Here is a 24,481-nt window from a genome sequence, read left to right on the forward strand (position 1 = left end):
TTAAAGGAGTGGAAGCGCATGGACGTTATCGTAAAGCCGACATCCCGGCTGCAAGGTGAAATTCAGGCATTGTCATCCAAAAATTACACGACCCGGTATTTGCTTGCCGCCGGATTGGCGGAAGGGACGAGCACAATATACTATCCGGCCCACAGTGAAGATAGCGATGCCATGCGCCGCTGTCTGCGCGATCTTGGCGCAGTGCTGGAGGAGGACGACGAGAAGCTGGTCATTACGGGCTTCGGACGCCGTCCGCAACTGGCGGATCCGGCACATGAACTGAATGTGGGCAATGCCGGAGCCGTGCTGCGGTTTTTGATGGCCGTTGCTGCTTTGCTGCCGGAGGTGAATTTCATCAACGCCTATCCGGACTCGCTAGGGAAGCGTCCGCATGACGATCTGATTGCGTCGCTCACCCAAATGGGGGTGGACGTGTCGCATCGGGATGGCAAGCTGCCGATCACCATTCGCGGAGGCGAGCCGAAGGGCGGACATATCCGCGTCTCGGGAAGCGTCAGCTCCCAGTTCCTTAGCGCATTGCTCTTCCTCACTCCGCTCCTGGGCGAGGACAGTGTCATCGAGGTTGTGGACGATCTCAAGTCCAAGGTGGTCGTCGGCCAGACGCTGGAAGTGCTGGCTCAGGCCGGCATTCGTATCGATGCCCGCGAAGATCTGATGTATTTCCGGGTGCCGGGCAACCAAAGCTATGAAGCGAAGACGTATGTCGTGCAAGGGGATTATCCGGGCTCGGCCGCAGTGCTGGCGGCGGCCGCCGTCGTTCCTTCCGACATCGTCGTCAAAGGCTTGACCGAGGACAGCAAGCAGGGAGAACGCGCGATTGTCGACGTGCTGCGCATGATGGACGTGCCGCTGGAGCATACGGACTCGACGGTTCGCATCCAGGGCGGCGCTCCGCTGAAGGCAGTGGAGTTCGACGGAGACGCGGCGACCGATGCCGTGCTCGCGATGGTGGCGGCCGCCGTCTTCGCCGATGGAACCTCGCGCTTCTACAATATAGAGAACTTGCGGTACAAGGAATGCGACCGCATCACCGATTATGTGACCGAGCTTCGGAAGGCCGGCGCGGATGTGGAGGAGCGGCAGGCGGAGATTATCGTGCACGGGAAGCCGCAAGGCGTAGCCGGCGGAGTCGAGATCAATGCGCATTACGATCACCGGGTCATTATGGCGCTTACGGTGGTCGGGCTGCGTGCGCAGCAGCCGATTCGTATTCGCGATGCCCATCATGTCGCCAAATCGTACCCTCAATATTTTGACCATTTGCAAGCGTTGGGCGCGCAGGTGGAATGGGTGGAAGCATAACCTATTCACAAGGTTATGATAGTGGAAGGAGTGAATGAAAATGAGCTATGAGCACCCGCCCCAGGAAGAGATCCGCAAGCTGCTGAACGAGAGCAGCACGATAGCTGTTGTCGGTTTGTCCGATGACCCGACGCGAGTATCCTATATGGTCGCGGAAGCGATGCAGAAGAAAGGCTATCGCATCATTCCCGTTAACCCGAAGGCAGACAAGATTCTTGGCGAGACTTGCTATCCCTCGCTGAAGGACGTGCCGGTTCCGATCGATATCGTGAACGTGTTCCGCCGCAGCGAATATTGCGCGGACGTGGCCCGAGAGGCGGCGGAGGTCAAGGCGAAGGCCATATGGCTGCAGCAGGGGATTGTCAATGAAGAAGCGGCCCGTATCGCCGCGGACAACGGCATGTTCTGCGTCCTGGACTTGTGCATCAAAGTGCTGGATTCGATTCTGCTCCCGCATGGGAAGACTGGATCTTAGCAGATTCCGGGGCAGCGCGCCGGGGGTTCTCTTCTTATGCGGAACGAGAACTCCCGGCTTCTTCCTTTTTAGAGTTGTTCAAAAAGCATATGCTTCGAATTCTTCAGGCTGTTGGAAAACCCCTGTTTTTTATGAAGGGGTGGAGATTGTCCATTTTCCTACTCAAAACTTGGCACCCATAGCGTTTTAAATCGATTTTTTCTACTGAGAGACGAAATTCACTATATAAAAAATGAAGTGGCGAAAATTCCCATAGACTTCTCAATGGCCTGATTTCACGGGATCCAAGAGACCGCGTCGGATCCTGGGTGCATCATCGCCTTCAGGAAGCATCATTGCCTTCCGGAGGCATCGTTGCCTCCTTGGGCTTGAACGTGTGGAGGTAATTTGCTGCTATTTTACAGGAATTTCGGCTCAATAAGTCCACATCCCGAGGAATTGCTGCAAATCTACATCATTTTAGGCCCTTTTGCTTCAAGCCGAAGCAAAACGGGTTAAATTCCTGCAGATTTGCAGGATTCCCTTTCAGGTAAAGTCGTCCATATCGAATTGCTGTATTTGCGCAGGATTTCGCTTACCGAATAGGTGTCTGGAGAAATCGTGGAGTTTTGCGGATTTCGCTTACCGAATAGGCGTGTCTAGGGAAATGGTGCAGTTTTCAGGCCGTTGGAACACCTCTGTTTTTTTATTAAGGGGTGGAGATTGTCCATTTTCCTACTCAAAACTTAGCACCCATAGCGTTTTAAATCGATTTTTTCTACTGAGAGACGAGAGCCACCACATAAAAAATGAAGTGCCACAAAATCCCTTGGACTTTCTCAACAGCCTGAGTTCTTGCAACCTTCTCGGTGCTGAAAACCGTCCTTTTTGAACACGCACTTTATTTTATTTTGACAAAGCTCCGCGAAGCCCTTACCATTCTTGGTAGAAGGAGAGGATGTCCTTGAATCAGTTAGGGATTCTTCAGCAGTTGTCGCGGGCGCTCATGCAGCCGCTTATCGCGCTGCCGGCGGCGGCGCTGGCGCTGGCGTTCGGCCATCTTCTGGCGGGTGCGGGCTTGGAGGATACGGCCGCCCTGTTCGAGCTGACAGGCCGGACGATTTTTTATGTGCTGCCCTACATTTTTGCGGTCGGGGTTGCGCTTGGCTTGGCGAACAATGCCGGAGTCGCTGCCTTGTCGGCGCTGCTCGGCATCTTTATTTTCCGCCAGCTGCTGAATCAATGGAGCGGATCGGCCTTCGAGCCGACCGTATTGAACGGCATCATCTTCGGGATATTGGCGGGACTCGTCCATCAACGCTTCAAGGATGTGCGCTTTCCGGAATATTTGCAATTTTTCGGAGGCCAGCGATTTGCGGTGCTCCTTACGACCCTGTGCTCGATCGCCCTTTCCTGGGTGATGATTATGCTGGCTCCCTTCATGCAGCAGGGCATACAGTTTTTGGGACAGGAAATATTGGCTATGGGCGGATTCGGCGTCTTTTTGTACGGCGTTCTGCATCGGGTGCTGGTCGCTTTCGGGCTTCATCATCTCCTGAATAACCTCTATTGGTTCCAGGTAGGTACATTTACCGATGCCGAAGGAATGACGTACAGCGGCGATTTGCCTCGCTTTTTTGCGGGAGATCCGGCGGCGGGCGTCTTCATGGCCGGTCTGTATCCGATTATGATGTTCGCGCTGCCGGCCGTGGCGCTGGCCATCGTGCACGAATCGCGGGAGGACCTTCGTCCCAAAGTGCGCAAGACGTACATGACGGCGGCCTTGGTCTCGCTGCTGACGGGAATTACCGAGCCGATTGAGTTCGCGTTCCTGTTCGCGGCGCCGTACCTGTTCATCGTCCATGCGCTGTTGAGCGGGGCCGCGATGTGGATTACGGCCGAGATTGGCGTGCGGCACGGCTTCTCGTTCTCGGCTGGAGCGATCGATTATGTCGTCAATTTCCACCAGTCGAAGGGAGCGCTGTGGATTATCCCGATCGGCATCGCGTTCGCGCTCATCTATTATGTCGTCTTCCGCTTCGCCATCCAGAAGTTCCAGATTCCGACCCCCGGCCGGGTGGAAGGCTCCTTGCTCGACGATATGGCGAGCGATCTGCTCCACCGGGTTCCGCTCATTATGCAGGCGCTTGGGGGCAAGGATAATATTGCCGACATTCAGGCCTGCATTACCCGGCTGAGGCTTCGCGTCAACAATGACAAGCTGGTCGATCGCCATACGCTCCGCAAGCTTGGAGCGGCGGGCGTCATTCGTCTGGGCGGGGGGCATTTGCAGGTCGTCTTCGGCACCTATTCGGAGCTGATCAAGGATGAGATGGTGAAGCGGCTGCAGCGCAACTCGAAGCAAGTCTGGTTTGTCGCTCCGGTGCAAGGGAAGATGATCCCGATTGAAGAGGTGCCGGACCGCATTTTCGCGCAAAAGCTTGTCGGACAAGGAGTCGCCTTCTTGCCTGACAAAGGCGAGCTCGTCTCGCCCGTACATGGCCGAGTGCGCCATGTCTATCCTACTATGCACGCGCTAGGCATCGAGACGCCGGAAGGGTTGGAAGTCCTCCTTCACATCGGAATCGAGACGTCATCGTTGAATGGCGCCGGTTTTCAGGCAGTTGTACAGGAAGGTGATGAAGTGAGACCGGGACAGCTTATGATAAAATTCGACTACAACGAAGTGAAGAAACACTGCGCATCGCTCGCGACCCCGATGGTCATTACGAATTCGGATGCGGTCGCTTCCTGGAGCTTCGCGCCGTTCGCGGCGGTTAAGCGGGGACAGACTTCCGTCATGTCGGTCGTGCTGAAGGAGCATGCTAACGGAGGTGGTAGACGATGACGCAGAAGGTGGAGGGAATCGGGGCTTCCAGCGGGATCGCCATCGGCAAGGCGTTCGTGCTTCCAACGTGGGAATGGGACGTGCCGGAGGAGAAGATGGATCCGTCCGATCTGGCCCGCGAATTCGAGCGGCTGTACGAAGGCATCCGTTCGTCGAAGGATGAGATCGAGTTCATTAAGAGCGAGATTCGCGAGATGGTCGGGAATGAAGAGTCCTCGATATTTGACGCGCATCTGGCCATATTGGACGATCCGATATTTATGAATGAGATTCAAGGCATTATCCAGCGGCAGTACAAGGCGGCGGAAGTGGCGGTGAAGGAGGCTATCGATCACTTCGTCACGATGTTCGACTTGCTGGACGATGAGTATATGAAGGAGCGGGCGCTCGACATCAAGGATGTCGGCAACCGTCTGCTCAAGCATTTGCTGGGCGCGCCGGAGATTACGCTGCCGACCGATACGCAGCCATATATTCTGGTCGCGAAGGAGCTATCGCCGTCGCAGCTTGTCCATCTGAATCCGAAGAATGTGCTCGGCATCGTCATGCTGATGGGGGGGAAGACGTCCCATTCGGCGATTATGGCCCGGGCGCTCGGCATTCCGCTCGTTCTCGGACTGGAGGGGAAAATTACAAGGCCTGTCCAGACCGGCGATCTGGTCATCGTGGACGGGGAGCACGGCATCGTCTATATCGAGCCGCCGGAGCAGGTCGTGAAGCAGTACGAGGTCCGGCACGAAGCGTATGCGCGGGAGATGGACGAGCTGAAGAAGCTGGTCAAGCTCCCTGCTGTCACTCAGGATGGCCTGACGATCAACTTGTCGGCCAACATCAGCTCCACGCGCGAGCTGGAGATCGCCGATCAGAACGGGGCGGAGGGGGTCGGGCTGTTCCGGACCGAATTCATGTATATGGATCGTTCGTACCCGCCTTCCGAAGCGGAGCAATTGGCGGTCTACCGGGATGCAGCCGAGCATTACAAAGATTCGCAGGTCATTATCCGCACGCTCGATATCGGCGGCGACAAGCCGATGGAATATTTGAATCTTCCGGAAGAGGACAATCCGTTCCTCGGCTACCGGGCGATTCGCATTTGCCTTGACCAGCAGGAGTTGTTCAAGTCTCAGCTCCGCGCCATTCTCCGGGCGAGCGCGCATGGGCCGGTCGCGATTATGATCCCGATGATCTCGTCCGTGGAGGAGATCATCGCGGCCAAGGCGGTTCTGGAACAGGCGAAGGCGGAGCTGCGGGATGAAGGGCTGCCATTTGACGAGAAGCTGCCCGTAGGCATTATGGTGGAGGTTCCGGCTGCGGCCCTGATCGCCGATCGCCTCGCGGAAGAGGTTGACTTCTTCAGCATCGGCACGAACGATCTGGTGCAGTATACCCTTGCCGTTGACCGGATGAACGAGCAGATTGCGCATATGTATGATCCGTTCCATCCCGCCGTGCTGCGGCTTATCCGCCATACGATCGAGGCGGCCCAGGCCCGCGGCATCGGCATCAGCGTCTGCGGCGAGATGGCGGGAGACACGCGGGCCGTGCCGCTCTGGATCGCTCTCGGCGTCACGAAGCTGAGCATGTCCTCGCGCTTCATTCCGCGGGTGAAGGCGGCTATCCACCGCGCTACCCGAACCGGGAGCGAGCAACTGGCGGAACGCATTTTCGCGGCCCGTTCCAAGGCCGAGATCGATGAGCTGGTCGAACGGCATTTAACGTCGTGACCTCAATTCGGTAGGGCCTCCCGGCCTCTTCCTATGGAGATGGATCTGTCTCCAAACCAGAAAAGGCATGGTCCCCGGATAACGGGGCCATGCCTAAGATTGAAGACAAACTCCCGCGAAATACTGCAACCGAGGGCGTATTTTCCGTTTTTATCCATATTTACAAATTAGGAGATGGGCGGCCGGTTTTCCATGTCCCGCAAATCATCCGGATTCGGAGAAATCCGCATGAACCCCGACAAAATTCGGTGGTACGGATGCAACGGGAGCCGTAGCGGAGCGGCCAGTTCGGCGTGAAGCACCTTCTCGATATAGTCATGCGGATAGAAATGAAGCGGAATGAAGTCCGGCAAAGACGGTGCTGCGGAGAACCCAAATAATTCATCATTCAACCGCAGCGAGCCAATGGCGATGATCCGCCCAGGCGCGCCGATGCGCAGCCGCTCCAAGACGCCGTTCAAGGTCTGATAGGCTCAGTTTGCCAATACATCTTTATATATTCTTCTGTCGTTCCCGGCCAGAACGTCTGAAGCTCCGGGTCATTCACTCCGCCTAAGCTGCAGTCTCACCCACCACTTTAGGTCCTTGCTCCACAAAAGCTGCAGTATCACTCACCACTCTAGTTCCTTGCTCCACAAAAGCTGCAGTATTACCCACCACTTTAGGTCCTTGCTCCACAAAAGCTGCAGTATCACTCACCACTCTAGTTCCTTGCTCCACAAAAGCTGCAGTATTACCCACCACTCTAGGTTCTTGCTCCACAAAAGCTGCAACATTTCTTGCACCTCTGATTATCTTACTCTACCAATCCTGCAAGAATGCAGCAATTCTACCGACACGAGGTTGCGAAAAATAGGATTGCTGCAAAAATACAGCAATTCCTCTACGGCAAGGCGTAGAGAGCGTTTAAAGTGGCGAAATGCTGCAGTTTTGCAGGATTTCCTTAAAATTTCGCCTCTTGAGGCTAAAAATGCTGCGCCTGTGCAGCATTTTCATGCGGTACCAGCTCATGTGGTACCAGCTCATGCAGGACCAGCTCGCTGCAAGCGCAGACCAGCTTGCCCTAACCTAAGCTGTCCTGCCTTCCCCGCCCCCGCCATTCCTAACAAAAAGACTGTCGACAGGACTTTGTCGACAGTCTGAAGCATAGCCCCCCGGATACGGGTCCATGCCTTTCTGCTTGTCATGCGCTAGCTCAGCCTTCCGCCAGCTTGTCGCAAAATGCCTTCCCGTAAGCGGGAAGATCGGGCGGTCTGCGGGCCGATACGAGATGGCCGTCCACGACGACCTCCTGATCGAGCCACGTCGCGCCCGCGTTCTCCATGTCATCCCGGATGCCCGGCGTCGATGTCACGGTCCGGCCTTGAAGAATCTTGGCGGAGATGAGCACCCAGCCTGCGTGGCAGATCTGGCCTATCGGCTTGCCCGCCTTGTCCATACCGCGGATAATGGAGAGCACGCCTTCATAGCGGCGGAGCTTGTCGGGAGCCCAGCCTCCCGGCACGAGCACGCCGTCGTATGTCCCGGCATCGATATCCTCGAAAGCATAGTCGGATGTGGCGGGAACGCCGTACTTCCCGATATACGTCTTGCCGGCCTTATCGCCAACCAGATGCACCTCCGCCCCTTCTTCGCGGACGCGGTGAACCGGATACCATAATTCCAAATCCTCGAATTCCTCATCAACGAGCGCGATGACGCGCTTGCCGCTTAAACGCATAAAAATCTCAACTCCTTCGTACGTTGTATCGAAGAACCAACCTCCTGAGCAATCGAACGCGATCCGGGCCTTATTGCATCTTAACGGCTGTATTTCCATAATGAAGCCTATTGAGTCTTGGGGCGGAATCGCCTACGATTTTAACAGGGAGATTTGTTCTGCGGATGGAACTGTTCCTTATCTATTCATTACCATAACGTCAGTCGGATGAAGCTGTCAAATGATATCGGCCCTCCGGCAGCGGCCTGCTTTCCGCCAGGCTCGGCTCGCAGGGGGAGAGGCTGAACAGCCCAGACGGAACCGTGAGGGCGGACAGCGTCCAGATGATACATATCGGAGCGTATTCCATGCGATATGGCACCAGGTCCGGCGTAGGGGGCAGACAGAGAGAAACTGTGATGTAGGGGTGGTTGTATGACGAAACAATGTAACTGTGGCCATGAGATGCGGCTTGCTTTGCGCACCGTTATCCACGACCGGACAATACACATTCACGATGTGCCTGTGTTGACTTGCCCGCATTGTGAACGCTCGGAGCTGTACCCGGCGATCAAGCAGGAGATAACGGATATGATTCGCTGCCGCAAGGCCGGGCAGAGCAAGGAAGTATACGGCATGGAGGAGGAAGGCGAATCCGTGCCGCAGCACTATTTTTTCGAGGAGATGAATGAGGCGGCCAGCGTGCTGGCCGAATGCGCAGACGCGTTCGGGCCCGGCGATCTGCTTCCTTACGCAGAGCAAGTGATGAACGAGCGGATTAACAAGCTTCTGGATATGTACCTGCTGGCGAAGACGCTGGGGGATGAGGAATGGATGTCTGAGCTGCAAGAGCGCTTAAAACAGATTTCAGGTTTTAGTTTCTATCCAGATCGGGTTAAAATAAGTTAAGAGGCTCTAAGCCTACTGCACTCCCTCGGAAAAAAGCTTCCGGCGGGAACAAGGAGGATTCCCGATTGAGATCGATAGATACGGAACAAGCGCTGCAGGAATGGATAGATTCAACCAAAGAGCAGACCGCCGTCTTGTTCAAGCACAGCACCCGCTGTCCGATTAGCGCCCGGGCGAACGAAGAGATGGGCAAGGTGGCGGAGGAATTCGAGCCCCGGGGGATTGCCATGGGGCGAATTCTTGTCGTCGAGCACCGCGATGCGGCGCTCGCCTGCGCGGACAAGCTGGGCATCCAGCACGAATCGCCACAAGTCATCGTGATGAAAGAAGGTCAGGTCGTCTGGCATGACTCCCATCATGCGATAAATTTTGACAATGTAAGTTCGGAGTTGACGTCCTCCTCCCGCTAAATGACTCATTTTCAGACGATTGCAGTTGTAACATTGCGAATTTTCTGAAAATATCGTATCATGAAATGTAATAAAAGGGTCGTAACAAATTTTCGGTAATTGGAGAGAAGATTCGTGACGGTAACTATTTATGATGTAGCGAGAGAAGCGGGCGTCTCGATGGCCACCGTTTCCCGGGTTGTGAACAACAATCCGAACGTGAAGCCGCAAACGCGAAAAAAGGTGTATGAAGCGATTGAGCGTTTAGGTTATCGCCCGAATGCAGTCGCACGCGGACTTGCGAGCAAAAAGACGACGACCGTTGGGGTCGTCATTCCCGATATTTCCAATTCTATTTTTGCTGAGGTCGCACGAGGGATTGAAGATATTGCGAACATGTACCACTACAATATCATTTTGTGCAACGCAGACAAGAAGAAAGAGAAGGAAATTCGCGTCATCAATACGCTGCTGGAGAAGCAAGTGGACGGGCTCGTGTTCATGGGCGGTGTCGTAACGGAGGATCATATCCAGGCGTTCCGTACCGCATCCGTTCCGATCGTGCTGTGCGCGACGACGGACGAGAACGGCTCCATTCCTTCGGTAGACATTGATCATGAAGGGGCCGCATTCGATGCGGTTAACACCCTTATTCGCCACGGTCACCGCGATATTGCGATGATTAGCGGCACGCTTCAGGATCCGGCGAACGGATTCGCGCGCTTCCAGGGCTATAAGAAGGCTTTGGAGGGCGCAGGCATCGAATACAAGGAAGACCTGGTCCGTATCGGGAACTACCGGTATGAATCCGGCGTGGAAGCCATGAAGTATTTCCTCGGTCTGAAGAAGCGCCCGACGGCGATTTTTGCGGCAACCGACGAAATGGCGATTGGAGCGATTCATTGCATTCAGGACGCCGGGTTGAAGGTGCCTGACGACTTCTCGGTCATCAGCGTTGACAATATCCGCATGGCTTCGATGGTTCGTCCTCAGCTGACGACGGTAGCCCAGCCGATGTATGATATCGGCGCGGTGGCGATGCGCTTGTTGACCAAGCTGATGAAGAAGGAGAATGTGGAGAATTCACAGGTCGTTCTGCCGCACGAGACGATTCTTCGCTTGTCGGTCAGCCAGGTGAATGAGTAAGGCCGCAGCATGCCGGCGGCATATGAAGAGCCCCTATTATGGGGCTTTTTGTGTGTCGAGTCTGCTGCGATAACAAGACATTCGATCATGAAGGATTGAAGGGGGAAGGCGATATGGCAAGCGAAGCCGTAATCGGAATTATTGGCGCGATGGACGAAGAGATTGAGCGCCTGCTGCAGGCTGCGCAGGAAGTTGAGGAAGTGAAGGTAACGGGCATGACCTTTTACAGGGGGAACCTGGCGGGGCAGCCGGTCGTCATATGCAAATCGGGCGTCGGCAAAGTCAATGCCGCCGTCACGACGCAAGTGCTGATTGACCGCTTCGGGGCCAAGCAGGTGCTCTTTACCGGAGTAGCCGGCGCTATTCACCCGGAGCTGAACATCGGCGATATCGTCATCTCGACGTACTGCATGCATCATGATATGGATGTGACCGCGCTTGGCTTCGAGCCCGGGGTCATTCCCTTCCAGGAGACCTCCCGGTTCGAGGCGGATGGCGCCCTGATTCAGCTGGCCGAGCAGGTATGCGCGGAGCTGTTCCCGGGACGCTATCTGAAGGGCGGGGTACTGTCCGGCGATCAATTCATCGCCAGCCGCGACAAGGTCAAGGCGCTCTTCGAGACGTTCCCGGGCTCGGCATGCACGGAAATGGAAGGCGCGGCCGTAGCGCAAGTATGCCATATCCATGCGATCCCGTTCGTCATCATCCGGTCGATGTCGGATAAAGCGGACGGATCGGCCCATGTCAATTTCGCGGAATTCACGGTCGAAGCCGCGCTCCACTCGTACCAAATCATCGAGCGGATGGTCAGTCAATCCGCCTGATCATGCATGTCCGCGGCGATGTTCCTGACGGGAAGGCAGCGCGTTCCCATCCGGATTCCCGCCGCGGCTTGTCCTTCATCTTACATACTCCAGCGCCAGCTCCTTCACTTGCTCGTTCTTCGCTTCGATAATGGATCGCCGTGGCATCGGAGCCCATCGCGCCACGTCATCGAGCCAGGTGGACGGCAGCGGCACCGGAGCCTCGCCAGACCACCGAGCAATCCAGGCCTCTGGCAGTGGTGTCAGCGGCTGCCGCACCAGCTCGTCCTTCAGCGGATGCTCGCTCATCTCCAGCCACAGCATGCTCCAGGCGCGCGGCACGACTCTCCAGATGTCATAGCCGCCACCGCCGAGAGCCACCCATCTTCCTTCGCAGCTCGCATGTGCGAGCCGGTGGATCATCTTCGGCATCTCCGCATAAATACGCATGCTGCAATGCATGTGAGACAGCGGATCGAACGCATGCGCGTCGCAGCCGTGCTGGCTGATGATGATGTCCGGGCGGAAGCTTCGCGCGACCTGGCCGATCGTCTCCTCGAAGCAGTGCAGCCACGATTCGTCCTCTGTATACGGTTCCAAAGGCACGTTCACGCAAGCGCCGAATCCTTCCCCGGCGCCGCGCTCGTTCACGAAGCCGGTTCCCGGGAACAGGAATTTGCCCGTCTCGTGAATGGAATAGGTGAACACATTCGGGTCGGTATAGAAGCTCCATTGGACGCCATCGCCGTGATGGACGTCGGTATCGATATAGAGAATGCGGGCATTATAGTGCCTCCGCAGCCAGGAGATGGCCACAGAGGCGTCGTTATATACGCAGAAGCCAGCTCCTTTCTCGCTGAAGGCGTGATGCAGCCCGCCTCCCAGATGCAGAGCGTGGACGGAGCGGCCGTTCATGACGGCCTCGCAGGCAGCGACGGAGCCCCCCACGATCGCGCTGGCCGCCTGGTGCATGCCCGTGAAGTAAGGGGTGTCTTCCGTATGGAGGCCGTACTGATCGGAGCGGGCGACCCATTCCTCCGCAGGAGCGGCTTCGCTTAACCGCTTCACGGCCTCGATGTAATCCTCCCTGTGTATGTACCGGATCCACGCCTCCCAATCTGCCATCCCCGTGGCAGGCCGAACGATGATATCGTCGGAGAGGGCGCCGATGCGCGTCAATAAATCGTTGGTCATGACGAGGCGGCGCTGATCGAACGGGTGATCGGCGTTGAACCGGTACCGCAGCGCATCGTCATGCATGAAATATAGGGCTGTGTCGGCCATTCGAGCACCATCCCTCCCTTTTGCCATATTGATAAGATTGATTCAGTACATGAACCGCTGGCGGAAGCGCACGCGGTCGAATTGCTCCCGCGAGGAGAGCGGAACGTCCTTGCCGATGCGGACCATCAAGCAGTTGGCAGGGTGCGAGCAGATCTCCGGATCGTCCGTCGCATACCATACCATCCCGACCGATTCCATCAGCCGCTCCATCATTTTCCGGTAATCCCACACATTGAGCCGGGTGCCTTCCAAATCCCAATGCCAGTAGTACTCGGTCGTAAACACGATATAGCTCTCCATCTGATCGTCTTCAAACGCGGTAATAATCATTTTTTTGCCGAGCCCCAGCGAACGATACTCGTTGGCGACCTCGATGGCGCCCAGCTCGATGAGATCCTCCATGCCGCCCTCCGACCAGCGCTCCAGTTCGTCCGGATAGTGAAAGGTGACGTATCCGACGATGGTCTGGCCGTCCCGGGCCGCAATAATTCGTCCTTCCGGCAGCCCGGCGATCTCGATTAGCGCCTCCTGCTGTTCCTTCGGCCTTCGGAACGCGTTCAGGTCCGGGTGCATGTCCCATGTGCTCAGCAGCTCCGGCTTGACGGGACCTTCCACGATGATGACGCGATCTTCGTAAGGGATGATTTGCGCGTGATAACATTTTCGATGCTCCACACCCAGCAGCTCCTTTCGTCTCTTCCCTTGGTTATAGCAAAAAAAGGCCGTTTTGAAAAGGAAAAGAATAGGCTAAAAGAAAAACATATGCTATAATAAATCAAGCTTTAATAATTCATGAAATCTCCCCTTGACAGCACGATTCACATCAAAGTCAAATTTTTTTTGCAAGCTCCTGAAAACGGTTTTATTTGCGAATGAAGCAAATACTGGCATGACCAAACAACCAATCATGAACAGTCATGAAGTTAGGAAACAGGAGGATGAAGCGACAATGAGTAACGTGCAAGGAGAAATCATTACACCATCAGCAACAAGCCCGAACTTGAAAAATTACGAAGAGGCGGTTGCCAACTTCAACTGGGAGAGCGTGGAGCAGAATTTCTCCTGGGCGGAGACGGGCCGGATCAATATGGCTTACGAGGCGATTGACCGCCATGTCGATCAGGGCCGCGGGGATAAGGTGGCTCTGCTCTATAGCGATGCGCAGCGTGATGAATCATATACGTTCGCGGACCTGAAGCGCAAGTCCAATCAATTCGCCAATGTGCTTCGCTCACTCGGCATTCAGAAGGGCGAGCGGGTCTTTATTTTTATGCCGCGCACACCGGAGCTCTATGTCAGCGTGTTCGGCATCCTGAAGGCGGGAGCGGTTGTCGGCCCGCTGTTCGAAGCGTTCATGGAGACGGCGGTCAAGGATCGCTTGCAGGACAGCGCAGCTGCAGCGATCGTGACGACGCCGGCGCTGGCCCACCGGGTGCCGCGCGCGGAGCTTCCGGAGCTAAAGCATGTCATTCTCGTCGGCGAAGACGTGAATACGGAGGATGGCTATATCGATTTCTTCGCCGAGATGGCGGAAGCGTCCGAGGAAGCCGAGATGGAATGGCTGGGCCGCGAAGACGGCCTCATTATGCACTATACATCCGGGTCGACCGGGAAGCCGAAGGGCGTCTATCATGTTCAAAATGCAATGATCCAACATTATCATACAGGCAATGTCGTGCTAGATTTGAAGGAAGACGACGTATACTGGTGCACGGCCGATCCAGGCTGGGTAACAGGCACATCGTACGGCATATTTGCGCCGTGGCTGCACGGCGTAACGAATGTGATCCGCGGCGGACGGTTCAGCCCGCAGGATTGGTACAACACGATTCAGAAATATAAAGTCACGGTATGGTACAGCGCGCCGACCGCGTTCCGCATGCTGATGAGCGCAGGGAACGATGTCATCGCCCAATACGATCTGTCCAGCCTCCGGCATGTCATGTCCGTCGGCGAGCCGCTCAATCCGGAAGTCGTTCGTTGGGGCATGAAAGTATACGGTCAGCGCATTCATGATACGTGGTGGATGACGGAGACGGGCGGACAGCTGATTTGCAATTATCCGGCGATGGCGCTGAAGCCCGGATCGATGGGACGTCCGGTGCCGGGCGTAGAAGCTTCGATTATCGATGATCAGGGGAACGAGCTGCCGCCATACCGGATGGGGAATCTGGCTATCCGTACGCCATGGCCTTCGATGATGCGCCAAGTATGGAACAATCCGGCCAAGTTCGAGGAGTATTTCCGCGTTGACGGATGGTATATTTCAGGCGACTCGGCCTATCGGGACGAGGATGGTTATTTCTGGTTCCAGGGACGGATCGACGACGTCATCAATACGTCAGGCGAGCGGGTCGGGCCGTTCGAGGTCGAGAGCAAGCTGGTGGAGCATCCGGCTGTCGCGGAAGCCGGGGTCATCGGCAAGCCGGATCCGGTACGCGGCGAGATCATTAAGGCGTTCATCTCTTTGCGGGAAGGATACAGCCCGTCGGATGAGCTGAAGGCCGATATTTCCAGATACGTGAAGGAGAACTTGTCCGCGCATGCAGCGCCGCGTGAGATTGAATTCAAGGATAAGCTGCCGAAGACCCGTTCAGGGAAAATTATGCGCCGTGTCTTGAAGGCATGGGAACTGAATCTGCCGACAGGCGATTTATCGACAATCGAAGACTGATCCGCATGGCGAAGAGGAGGCCCAGGGCTTCCTCTTCTGCTGCCGGCTAGAATAAGACAACAGCGATGGCTTCTCAGGATGCCATCGCTGTTGTTCGTTCGCAGAGCGCGAGGGTTCGCGCCAATTGTTATGGATTTTTGACTTGAACGGCGGAGGTCGGGCTCGATTCTCCGGCGCTGTTCACGGCCGTGACCCGGTACCATCCTGCTGGCGAGATCGTGATCAGCTCGAACTGTGCCGTCGGCGTAGTGCCGATGCGTTCATACGATCCACCGTCGGAGCTGTAGTAAATCACATACTCGCTCGGATTGTTGGACGAGGCGCTCCAGGTCAGCTTCAAGCCCATTTCCGTCAAGGAAGCTTGCGGATTGCCCGGCGTGCCCGGCGGGCTGTCTGCCTCGTCCGGAGCATCCGTCTCCGTTCCTTCATCCTGTCCGTCCTCGCCCGCGCTGCCGTCTCCGGGGTTCTGCGCATCCGGGCTGTCAGTGCCGGAACCATCCGGATCAGGCTCCACGTTAGCGCCTCCCAGCGTCACGGTCTGAGATGGGGCCGATTCATTGCCGGCCACATCGACCGCCGTTACATAGTAAGCATACTGATGCGAATTGGAGAAATACGTCTTGAATTGAGTCTCTTCTCCCGTCAGCACCGTTCCTTCTTCCCGCTTGAACGGACCGCCATCCAAGGAGCGGTACAGACGATAACCGACGACATCCGCTTCACCGTTCCGCGAGAACGAAATGCGCAGCGCCGTATCGCCCAATTCCTCCAGACTTACGCCGGACGGCGGCGATGGCGCCTTGCCGTCGTCCTTGCGCGGATCGACCTTCGCAGGCGCGTCGGTATTGGCGTCCTCCGGTAAATAGGAGGACAGCGAGCGCCGCTGGCTGCTCGAAGACAGATGGTTCAGCGCTTGCTTCAGCTCCTCGATCAGCTCTTGAATCGGCTTCTCGCGCTTCATGACCACTTTCTCGCGGGTCATATCGTCAGGCGTCGTATCTTGCGGGATATAGTTGACGCCGTCATACGTGATGTATTTCATCCTCTGCAGCGCATCTTCCGTCTCTGTCGGCACGAATTTCCGATTGAACAAATCCGTTACGTAGCGGCCGGCCTGCTTCGTCAGCTCGTTCGGAAGCTTCCCGCTCAATCCGGAGACGGTCATCCGCACAATGCCTTCAGGCTGGCTGAACTTCTTCGTCTCGAACACTTCCGGCTTCAATTTGTTCACTTCGTTCATTACTTTGGACCAGATCTCCGTGGAACGGGAATAGGCGTCCCGATTCAATACGTGAATCTGCTGGTCATATCCGACCCATACGCCCATCGTCACATCCGGCGTGTAGCCGATGAACCAGGTGTCGGCATAGTTCTGGGTCGAACCAGTCTTGGCGGCCACTTCCACTTGGCCGAACAGATCGAACTCCCACTGCACCCGGCGTCCGGTACCGCGAGGATCGGTAATGACGGTTTTCATCATATCCGTCATCAAATACGCGCTCTGCTCGGACACGACCGGCTTCGGATCGACTTTGTGCTGATATATGATTTTGCCGTTCGAATCGACGATCTTGGCTATCATGTACGGATCGTTATACTTCCCGCCGTTGGCGATAACGCCGAAGGCGTTGGTGATCTCTTCCACGGTAACGCCATAGCGAAGGCCGCCGATAACCCCGGTCTGGGCGTAATAATCTTCCGGCTGAATCGTCGTAATGCCGAGCTTCTGGAGGAAGTCAAGCGCCTGCTTGACACCCAGCTTCTCTATGTAGATCTTGAGCGCCGGCAAGTTAAGCGATTCATTCAGCGCCTTTCTCGCGGTAACGAGCCCCTGGTATCTCATATTCGCGTTGCCGGGAATATGGTAGCCCTTGGAACCGTCCTTCAGTACCATCGGCGCGTCATCCAGTATCGAGGCCGGCTGAATCAAGCCTTGATCCAGAGCTGGCAAATATGCGGCTAACGGCTTCATCGTCGAACCCGGCTGGCGCAACATCTGCGTGGCGAAGTTCATCTGCTCCTCATAGAAATCCCGGCCTTCGATCATGCCGAGGACTGCCCCGGTATGATGATCGATCATCATCGCAGCGACTTGCTCCAAGCCCTTCGTCTCGCTGTACGGAGAGAAGTTGCTCGCGTCATTGGCTACATTTTTCATGGCCTTGTAAATCTTCTTGTCAATCGTGGTATAGACTTTGTACCCGCCGTGGAGCAGTTGCTCCCGGGCGTTCTGCAGCAATTCCGCATTCTCGCGCTTGCGCAGATCGGCCCTCGTGAATTCCGGGTATTTCTGCAGGACAAGCACTTCAGCGGCAGCCCGCTCGGCTTCCAGCATCAGGTATGGATAAATCGCATATGCCTTCGCATTTGGCTTGGCGATGGAGCCCCGGATGTCAAATGCCAATGCTTCGTCATATTGCTGCTGCGTAATTTTATGCTCTTCGAGCATGCGTTTCAGTACTAGCTTCTGGCGCTTGATGGCTCTCTCGATGCCTTCCTCATTGACTTCTCCCTTGCCCGTGAACGCGGAATAGGCGGAAGGGAGCTGGGGAAGACCGGCCAAATACGCCGATTGGGCGATATTCAGCTTATCAAGCTTGTCGATATTGAAGATTCCTTTGGCCGCTGCCTTGATGCCGTACAGATTGTACCCGCTCGAGCCGTTCCCGAACGAGACCTTGTTCAAGTAAGCGGTCAATATTTCTTCCTTCGACAGCATGCGCTCGATGCGCAGGGAGAGAAAAATCTCTTTGGCTTTCCGGCTGTCGGTCCGATCCAAGGTCAAAAACACTTGTCTCGCCAACTGCTGGGTCAAGGTGCTCCCGCCTGTCTGCACCGGCTTATTCAGCACTTTTTGCATAACAGCCCGGGACAGCCCCCGGATATCAATGCCCATATGCTCGAAAAAACGGTTGTCTTCCGTTGCGATAAGCGCGTCGATAACGGTCTGCGGAATCTCATCCATGGTTACCGGCCGTCTGTCTTCATCGGTGCGAAGCTGGCCGATAGGAGAGCCGTCATTAAAATATACAAAACCTGTGAATGCATTTTCTTGAATCTTCTGCTCGATGTATTCCCGGGAACGAATCGGTTCATCCTTCACGAGGGAAGTGACGTAGCCGATGCCAGCACCGCCTACGAATAAGCAACATAGAATACCGAGCAGCATGAGCCACTTCGTGACGGTCCAGATTCGACGTCCAACCGACTTTTTTGGCCTCGGTTTATCGTCCTTTTCCGTCAGTTTCTCATCTACCATGCATTTTTTCCTCCTTATATTGCAGCGCTTTCCATTATACCACAAAAGTTGATTTGGTAGATGTTACTTTCCTTAGCTGCTTACAAAATGTATGTAGGTCATAAGAGGAAGGCGAAGCAAACGATTTGGCGAACGTGATCGGTTGTGTTATAAGTTAATTTATCTTGCAAAAACACGAATATGATAAAGGGATGACACAATCAGTAGATGTCCGGCATTGTACAGGCCAGAGAGCCGGCGGGTGGTGTGAATCGGCCGATGCGGAACAGAGAATTACAATTCTGGAGCATCGACTCAAAATCGATGATCCGAATGCCGAACTGGCACTTGGGGATGGAGATATCGTTACAAGTAGGCAAGTGCAAATTCGCGATAGTGAAGCTTGTATAATATAGGTAAGCATCAGAATAAGCAAGCCTCCGGTACCACGAAGAGAGTGGAGTTGGAGGCTTCCTGCTTAATTCTAAGGGATGCGGCTGTCTTTTTCTTTGCAGCTAGGTGCAATCCTGCGTTTGTACAGTAATTTCTGCCTTTCGGGCTCCTTCTAGATGAAATTACTGCAAATGCCAGGCTGTTGGAAAACCCCTTTTTTTCGGAGGGTGAGTACCTAATCGAAACTTGGCATTCAGAGCGTCATCGCCTTCTGGAGACATCCTAATCTCCTGGGGTTTTAACGTGTGGAGGGAATTGCTGCTATTTTACAGGATTTTCGGCTCAATGAGTCCACATTTCGAGGAATTGCTGCACGGCTACATCATTTTAGGCCCTTTTTAGCTAAGTCGAGGAGAAACGGGTGAAATTGCTGCAGTTTTACAGGATTCCCTTTCTGGTGAAGTCGTCCCTACCGAATTGCTGTATTTTATACGAAAATAAAAACGTTGAAGTAAGCACGACAGCCCTTTCAAAATGTATGAATAGAACTTTTTCGGGCCATTATTACTCTAAGAAAGCAAAAAAAGACTCACCCCCCGAAAATGATCACATCATTTTCAAAATTTAGCTTGTTTCGTTTTCAGTTAGTTGAAGTGCAAAGCCCAGCTCTTGGAGTTTCTTTACGTAAAAATTAGCTGTTCTTTGTTTAGACATGCGTACCTGCATGTCTATTTCTTTGTATGGCGTTCCTTCTTTCATCATGGCATAAATGATCTTAATTAAGAGATGTCCGGTTGCTACGCTTGCTGTTTTTTCGCCTCGTCGTTTCCGTATCCGTCTAAAGTGCTCACCTATTCGATTCCTTGACCTGTAATTTGCCCATGCCGCTTGCGTTATGCTACGTTTCAGATACTTGTTCCCTTGCAGGCATTTCCGGCTTTTCTTGCGCCCCGCGCTCTCATTATTACCTGGAGATACCCCTGCCCATGAGGTGAATTGCTCGACCGTGGGAAAACGCGTGGCGATATCCGGCCCCATTTCTGCAAATATAGCGGAAGCGCAAGACTTGTCAATTCCGGGAATGCTGTCTAAACACTCAATCTCTTTTCGATAAGGCTCAAGCTGTTCGTCGATTAATGATTCAATTTCTTGCAGTTCTGCTTCCTCGAACAGCAGGTGCTTCCAGTGTGCACGCATCATAACACGATGATGTCGCCGTAGCTGACCATTCAGAGCTTCAACTAACTGAGGCACTTTTGTTTTTAGCTTGGTTTTGACAAGTTCGCGTACGTCATCTTCTACGAGCACTTCTCCGTCCATGAGCTTTTCCAGAAGCAGACGCCCGGATACGCCGAACAAATCGCTCATAAAACTCGTAAGCTTGATGTTTCCGTCTTGAAGAATTTTATGGATACCATTCTCCTCAGAAGCAATGGTCACCACGATTCTCAGACGATACCTCGTTAGATCTCGTAAATCCCGCAAATGCTGCGGCAACACCACGCTTGGTTGAATGAGACCACAACGATGAAGTTGTGCAATCCACTCCGCATCTTTCTTGTCTGTCTTACGCCCTGGTGTATTCTTGATTTGTTTAGCGTTAGCCAACACTAAATGGCAGCTAGACTCCAAAATATTCCATACCGGTTTCCACAGCACACCTGTGCTCTCCATGGCTACTTCTTTACACTCATGTGCGTTAAGCCAGTCTTGAAGTCGGAGTAGTTCGGTAGTCGTTGTTCCAAAGCTTTCGATGACTTTCTTGGGCTTGGATTCTAAATCCCCGTAAAGGATACAGGCAACTACCGTTTTTTGATGGACATCTAATCCGCAACAGCATTCGCGTACGGCATCCATGCTTGCACCTGCTTTCATGTGTACTAACAAATCATGCGATCTGAATAAAGAAATTTTATACACGCACTTGGGTGTGCATTGGGCGGTTCTCGCGATCGCAATTGGACGGTTTGTGCAACAGGGTCGTACCCCAATAATACAGTCGTCCTTGGATTTGTTAGTCTCATGATTACCATCTACAGTAACTTTAAAAGTTTACATCTACCTATTTTCATTCTGGGGGGTGACGTCGTAGACGTCATGGGGGTTTGTGCAGGATTTTGCCTACTGAATCAACGTGTCTTGCGAAACCGTGCAGTTTTGAGGACTTCGCCTATCGGATAGACATTTCATTGTGCAGTTTTCAGGCACTTCGATCAGATAAAATTTTTCTACTGAGAGACAGGTCCTGATGAAGTGTCCAAAAATCCTTAGGACTTTCTCAACAGCCTGAAATGCGCATCTTTTTCGCTTATTTCCTCATATTTTTTTAAGTGATATAGTGGAAATTGCTGCATTGGCGCAGGAACTTCATCACGGGGCTGATGCGCTTACGATAATGCTGTAGTTTTGCATGATTATTTGAAACAACCTTCTAAACGAATACCGTTCCCGGTGTTCAGCGCCAACAAAAAAGGACGCAAAAAATCGCCGTCCATACGGAACGGCGATTCGCTGCCTCAAGATGAGAATCTTAACGGCTGTAAAACTCGACGATTTGCTTCTCGTCGATCTCTTGGGACAATTCTCCGCGCTCTGGCAGGCGGATGAACTTGCCTTCAAGAGCAGCTTCGTTGAATTCCAAGTAGTTCGGAAGGTGATGACGGCCTTCCATCGCTTCTTTGATTACTTTCAGGCTGCGGCTTCTCTCGCGAAGACCGATAACGTCGCCTGGAGTAACAATGTAGGATGGGATGTCGACTTTCTTGCCATTCACCGTAACGTGGCCATGAGCAACCAATTGGCGCGCGCCTGCACGGGAGTTCGAGAACCCGAGGCGGTAAACCAGGTTGTCCAGACGGCTCTCCAGCAGGAACATGAAGTTCTCACCGGCGATGCCTTGCATTTTCGCTGCACGATCGAACAAGGTGCGGAATTGCTTCTCGCCCAAGCCGTACATGTGGCGAAGCTTTTGCTTCTCTTGCAATTGAATAGCGTAGCCGCTCAATTTTTTGCGCATTCCCGGACCATGTTGTCCTGGAGGATAAGCGCGGTTTTTCAATTCTTTGCCTGTGCCGCTCAGAGAAATGCCAAGACGGCGGCTCAATTTGAACTTAGGACCTGTGTAACGTGCCATATGAAAGTTGACTCCTTCTCAAACGAAATGTTAGATAATGGGTCGCTTTGCGCCGATTCCCATCCTCATGCCGATAGCGATCAGCTCCGGTACGGGGTTTCAGCCGCTGCCCGTCCGGCGATGGAAATACGTGAGGGTGACACAACAGTTCTCCCCTTATACATCTAATAATTCTATAAGATCATCGGGCCGAATGTCAAGACGGTCTGCTGCAAATCTCGTGCTTTTCAAAGTTTCTCGCTAATCATAGAAAAGCGGCAACGATTCGACAAGATGCGGCTTACATAACCGTAGATCTTTCGACATAGTTCTTATGACCTAAAAAACTTTTAAAGGTTGTGTGGAAGTAGTACATTTTAGTAGAAATATATTGTATGATAGTAGGAGACCACCCTTTATATAGAAGGAGAAGAGCATGACGGAACGTCTAGTCCATCACCAGCCAATCGAATCGGACAAGAAGGTTGCAGGGACGAACGGTCCAGTTCCGAACGGAACCTGGGATCCGCAGCCTCTATCACGGGACAGCTGGGTGCTGCAGCGGGATGTGAACGTTCACGACTTCCCTTATTTGCAGCCGCTGCTGCAATCCGCCTACAAGGAATGGGTGGATGATCTGCCCGCCCGTGCCTGTGTCTTGCGAGGCCGCATGGCGTTATTCGACTATGCGGGCAAGTGGATGGCGGGCGACTCCGAATTAGCCGGCGAAGCTGCAGCCAATCTCGCAGCCGCTGCCGCGCTCCAGGAACGCAGGCTGGCTCTCCAGACGGGATTCGGCTTCTTCTATGCCGTCTGCCCGCTGCTGAACGAGCGGGATGAGAGCTTCGCCGCAGTCGTATGCCGATTGGACGGGGAGCCGGATGAATCGTTCTCCGCAGGCATGGATGCATGGGTTTATGGACTTCGAACGCACTTTTACCGGCAATTCGAGCTGGTCTTTGTAGACGAGCTGGCGCGAACGCTGAGAACGGCCGAACGGGATCTGAAGCGCCGCGACGTGCTGCATGGCGCTATCCGGCATATGCATGACCGCATTAATGTCGATGCCGTATTGTCGCAGATTATGAGCAGCGTCGAGCAGCTGGTTCCGGAAGCGCGGATCGAGGTTTATTTGTCCCAGGATCACATCAGCTCGAATCCGAAGGTGAAGCCTTTATTGTTCCAGCCGGGAAGCGACGGCGTCGTGCGTCAAGCCTTCATGAAGGGAGAAGTATGTTATGAACGTGACGGAGCGGACAGTGATACGGAAGTAGGGTTTGCGCTGTGCGGCAAGCAGGGAGCCTATGGCGTGATTAAGGTCAGCTTTCCCGGGATGGCGCCGGATCCTTCTGATGTGCAGCTGATTCAGCTTATTGTGGAGACGGCCGGCACGGCCTTCGAGAATGCCCGTCTTCATGAACAGGCCAATGAAGTCATACAGGAGCTGCGGTTCATCAATGACTTGACGAAGCGCATCAATCAGAGCTTGCGGCTGCGGGATGTGTTCCATGACGCGACCCACGAGCTGCTGCGCGTGTTTCGGGCGGACTTTTGCATGCTGCTTCAATTGAACGAGGAACGGCAGTGCTATGAAGTGGTATCCTGCAACATGGACGAATTCGATGATGCGTATCTGTCCTTCGATGAAGGATTGTTCGGTCATATATATTTGGAAAAGGAACCGGTCATCGTATCCGATATTGCGGTGGACGTACCCGCGTCCATGCAGTTTTTCGAGAAGCTGAATTATCATTCCGTCATCGCCGCGCCCTTGTTCGGCAGCGGGGAGATGGTGGGCATCGTCATTCTTGCCGATCGGCGCAAGCAATTCTTCACGTACGACAATTTCAAGCTGCTCCAGATGCTGGCGACCCACATCGGGCTGGCGATCGCGAATGCGGCGCTCCATAGCAGGGTCAAGCATCTCGCCAACAAAGATCAGCTGACCGGGTTGTATGCGCGCCATTACTTGGACAAGCAGATCCAGCGCCAGCAAAAGAACGACTTCTGCGGTTCGCTTATTGTCGTGGACATCGATTATTTCAAGCAGATCAATGACCGCTACGGCCACCAGGTGGGCGATAAAATATTGAATCAGGTCAGTCACATTATACGCAGTTCGATTCGCGAATCCGATATCGCTGCCCGCTGGGGCGGCGAGGAGCTGGCGGTATACCTTCCGCAGCTCAGCATCAGCCAGACTATCCGGGTTGCAGAACGGATTCGGACCCGGGTGGCTAACGAGACGGAACCGCATGTCACGGTCTCCTGCGGCATCGCCGATTGGAGCTGGCAGGACGATATGGTCAGTGTCGAATCGCTGTTCTACCGTGCTGACATGGCGCTGTATGAAGCGAAGGACAGCGGCCGGAATCAGATCCGCATCAGCACCTAGCATGCGGTGCTGCCTGATGAATAATCCTAATTCAAGCGTGAGACGATAGTAGAGATGGGCGATCAATGCCCATCTCTTTCTATTTCGGTA

General features: G+C 54.2%; 18 protein-coding genes. 10 read left to right on the forward strand and 8 right to left on the reverse strand.

What is annotated here, in order from left to right:
- Positions 1-18: 18 nt before the first annotated feature.
- The 4 genes from aroA (at position 19) to ptsP (ending at position 6,349) form a co-directional block, all read left to right on the forward strand.
- Complete coding sequence (gene aroA, locus NNL35_RS12700; RefSeq protein WP_006680046.1) at positions 19-1,323, forward strand: 3-phosphoshikimate 1-carboxyvinyltransferase; 1,305 nt, start codon at positions 19-21, stop codon at positions 1,321-1,323.
- Positions 1,324-1,363: 40 nt separating this feature from the next.
- Positions 1,364-1,798: a CoA-binding protein gene (locus tag NNL35_RS12705; protein WP_006680047.1), complete on the forward strand. Its 435-nt coding sequence runs from the start codon at positions 1,364-1,366 to the stop codon at positions 1,796-1,798.
- A 937-nt stretch (positions 1,799-2,735) separates the two neighbouring features.
- Positions 2,736-4,625 carry a glucose PTS transporter subunit IIA gene (locus tag NNL35_RS12710; RefSeq protein WP_006679595.1) on the forward strand — a complete coding sequence of 630 codons (1,890 nt, stop codon included), beginning with the start codon at positions 2,736-2,738 and terminating at the stop codon, positions 4,623-4,625.
- Positions 4,622-6,349: a phosphoenolpyruvate--protein phosphotransferase gene (gene ptsP, locus NNL35_RS12715; RefSeq protein WP_006679596.1), complete on the forward strand. Its 1,728-nt coding sequence runs from the start codon at positions 4,622-4,624 to the stop codon at positions 6,347-6,349. The genes NNL35_RS12710 and ptsP overlap by 4 nt, the downstream gene beginning before the upstream one ends.
- 167 nt (positions 6,350-6,516) lie before the next feature.
- Here ptsP and NNL35_RS12720 read toward each other — a convergent pair whose 3' ends face one another.
- The 3 genes from NNL35_RS12720 to NNL35_RS12730 all read right to left on the reverse strand — a co-directional run bounded on the left by NNL35_RS12720 (position 6,517) and on the right by NNL35_RS12730 (position 8,069).
- The gene (locus NNL35_RS12720; protein ID WP_006679597.1) at positions 6,517-6,810 is read right to left on the reverse strand and encodes a hypothetical protein; all 294 of its coding nucleotides are present in this window, start codon (positions 6,808-6,810) and stop codon (positions 6,517-6,519) included.
- A gap of 91 nt (positions 6,811-6,901) precedes the next feature.
- Positions 6,902-7,069, reverse strand: coding sequence for a hypothetical protein (locus tag NNL35_RS12725; RefSeq protein WP_254553388.1), 168 nt, complete (start codon positions 7,067-7,069; stop codon positions 6,902-6,904).
- Positions 7,070-7,544: 475 nt separating this feature from the next.
- Positions 7,545-8,069, reverse strand: a complete 525-nt coding sequence (locus NNL35_RS12730; protein ID WP_006679395.1) for a type 1 glutamine amidotransferase domain-containing protein — start codon at positions 8,067-8,069, stop codon at positions 7,545-7,547.
- 414 nt (positions 8,070-8,483) lie between these two features.
- Between NNL35_RS12730 and NNL35_RS12735 the strand changes: the two genes are divergently transcribed.
- The 4 genes from NNL35_RS12735 to NNL35_RS12750 all read left to right on the forward strand — a co-directional run bounded on the left by NNL35_RS12735 (position 8,484) and on the right by NNL35_RS12750 (position 11,316).
- Complete coding sequence (locus tag NNL35_RS12735) at positions 8,484-8,957, forward strand: hypothetical protein (protein WP_040734111.1); 474 nt, start codon at positions 8,484-8,486, stop codon at positions 8,955-8,957.
- Positions 8,958-9,022: 65 nt separating this feature from the next.
- Complete coding sequence (ytxJ, locus tag NNL35_RS12740; RefSeq protein WP_006679397.1) at positions 9,023-9,367, forward strand: bacillithiol system redox-active protein YtxJ; 345 nt, start codon at positions 9,023-9,025, stop codon at positions 9,365-9,367.
- 114 nt (positions 9,368-9,481) lie between these two features.
- A complete protein-coding gene (ccpA, locus tag NNL35_RS12745) occupies positions 9,482-10,492 on the forward strand; it encodes a catabolite control protein A (protein WP_040734112.1) in 1,011 nt (336 codons plus the stop codon).
- Positions 10,493-10,605: 113 nt separating this feature from the next.
- Entirely contained in the window at positions 10,606-11,316 is a 711-nt protein-coding gene (locus NNL35_RS12750; protein ID WP_040734113.1) for a 5'-methylthioadenosine/adenosylhomocysteine nucleosidase, read from the forward strand.
- A 75-nt stretch (positions 11,317-11,391) separates the two neighbouring features.
- Here NNL35_RS12750 and NNL35_RS12755 read toward each other — a convergent pair whose 3' ends face one another.
- Together NNL35_RS12755 and NNL35_RS12760 are read right to left on the reverse strand one after the other, a co-directional pair.
- Entirely contained in the window at positions 11,392-12,579 is a 1,188-nt protein-coding gene (locus tag NNL35_RS12755; protein ID WP_006679400.1) for an acetoin utilization protein AcuC, read from the reverse strand.
- A 42-nt stretch (positions 12,580-12,621) separates the two neighbouring features.
- Complete coding sequence (locus NNL35_RS12760) at positions 12,622-13,254, reverse strand: GNAT family N-acetyltransferase (protein WP_006679401.1); 633 nt, start codon at positions 13,252-13,254, stop codon at positions 12,622-12,624.
- A gap of 274 nt (positions 13,255-13,528) precedes the next feature.
- On the opposite strand from NNL35_RS12760, the gene acsA reads away from it, so the two are divergent.
- Entirely contained in the window at positions 13,529-15,253 is a 1,725-nt protein-coding gene (gene acsA, locus NNL35_RS12765) for an acetate--CoA ligase (protein ID WP_006679402.1), read from the forward strand.
- Between the two features lie 127 nt (positions 15,254-15,380).
- On the opposite strand, the gene NNL35_RS12770 is transcribed toward acsA, so the two are convergent.
- The 3 genes from NNL35_RS12770 to rpsD form a co-directional block, all read right to left on the reverse strand.
- A complete protein-coding gene (locus NNL35_RS12770) occupies positions 15,381-18,512 on the reverse strand; it encodes a transglycosylase domain-containing protein (RefSeq protein WP_006679403.1) in 3,132 nt (1,043 codons plus the stop codon).
- A 996-nt stretch (positions 18,513-19,508) separates the two neighbouring features.
- Positions 19,509-20,741, reverse strand: coding sequence for an IS110 family RNA-guided transposase (locus NNL35_RS12775; protein ID WP_254553389.1), 1,233 nt, complete (start codon positions 20,739-20,741; stop codon positions 19,509-19,511).
- A gap of 673 nt (positions 20,742-21,414) precedes the next feature.
- Positions 21,415-22,017, reverse strand: a complete 603-nt coding sequence (gene rpsD / locus NNL35_RS12780; RefSeq protein WP_006680012.1) for a 30S ribosomal protein S4 — start codon at positions 22,015-22,017, stop codon at positions 21,415-21,417.
- A gap of 415 nt (positions 22,018-22,432) precedes the next feature.
- Between rpsD and NNL35_RS12785 the strand changes: the two genes are divergently transcribed.
- The gene (locus tag NNL35_RS12785) at positions 22,433-24,391 is read left to right on the forward strand and encodes a sensor domain-containing diguanylate cyclase (RefSeq protein WP_006680013.1); all 1,959 of its coding nucleotides are present in this window, start codon (positions 22,433-22,435) and stop codon (positions 24,389-24,391) included.
- Positions 24,392-24,481: the final 90 nt, after the last annotated feature.

The sequence above is a fragment of the Paenibacillus dendritiformis genome (assembly GCF_945605565.1).
Taxonomy (GTDB): Bacteria; Bacillota; Bacilli; order Paenibacillales; family Paenibacillaceae; genus Paenibacillus_B; species Paenibacillus_B dendritiformis_A.

Coding starts and splice junctions, on each gene's coding strand:
- NNL35_RS12710 (WP_006679595.1), top strand. CDS start 2,736: ATGTCCTTGAATCAGTTAGGGATTCTTCAGCAGTTGTCGCGGGCGCTC.
- aroA (WP_006680046.1), top strand. CDS start 19: ATGGACGTTATCGTAAAGCCGACATCCCGGCTGCAAGGTGAAATTCAG.
- NNL35_RS12705 (WP_006680047.1), top strand. CDS start 1,364: ATGAGCTATGAGCACCCGCCCCAGGAAGAGATCCGCAAGCTGCTGAAC.
- acsA (WP_006679402.1), top strand. CDS start 13,529: ATGAGTAACGTGCAAGGAGAAATCATTACACCATCAGCAACAAGCCCG.
- NNL35_RS12775 (WP_254553389.1), bottom strand. CDS start 20,741: ATGGATGCCGTACGCGAATGCTGTTGCGGATTAGATGTCCATCAAAAA.
- rpsD (WP_006680012.1), bottom strand. CDS start 22,017: ATGGCACGTTACACAGGTCCTAAGTTCAAATTGAGCCGCCGTCTTGGC.
- NNL35_RS12750 (WP_040734113.1), top strand. CDS start 10,606: ATGGCAAGCGAAGCCGTAATCGGAATTATTGGCGCGATGGACGAAGAG.
- NNL35_RS12730 (WP_006679395.1), bottom strand. CDS start 8,069: ATGCGTTTAAGCGGCAAGCGCGTCATCGCGCTCGTTGATGAGGAATTC.
- ptsP (WP_006679596.1), top strand. CDS start 4,622: ATGACGCAGAAGGTGGAGGGAATCGGGGCTTCCAGCGGGATCGCCATC.
- NNL35_RS12755 (WP_006679400.1), bottom strand. CDS start 12,579: ATGGCCGACACAGCCCTATATTTCATGCATGACGATGCGCTGCGGTAC.
- NNL35_RS12785 (WP_006680013.1), top strand. CDS start 22,433: ATGACGGAACGTCTAGTCCATCACCAGCCAATCGAATCGGACAAGAAG.
- NNL35_RS12735 (WP_040734111.1), top strand. CDS start 8,484: ATGACGAAACAATGTAACTGTGGCCATGAGATGCGGCTTGCTTTGCGC.
- NNL35_RS12770 (WP_006679403.1), bottom strand. CDS start 18,512: ATGGTAGATGAGAAACTGACGGAAAAGGACGATAAACCGAGGCCAAAA.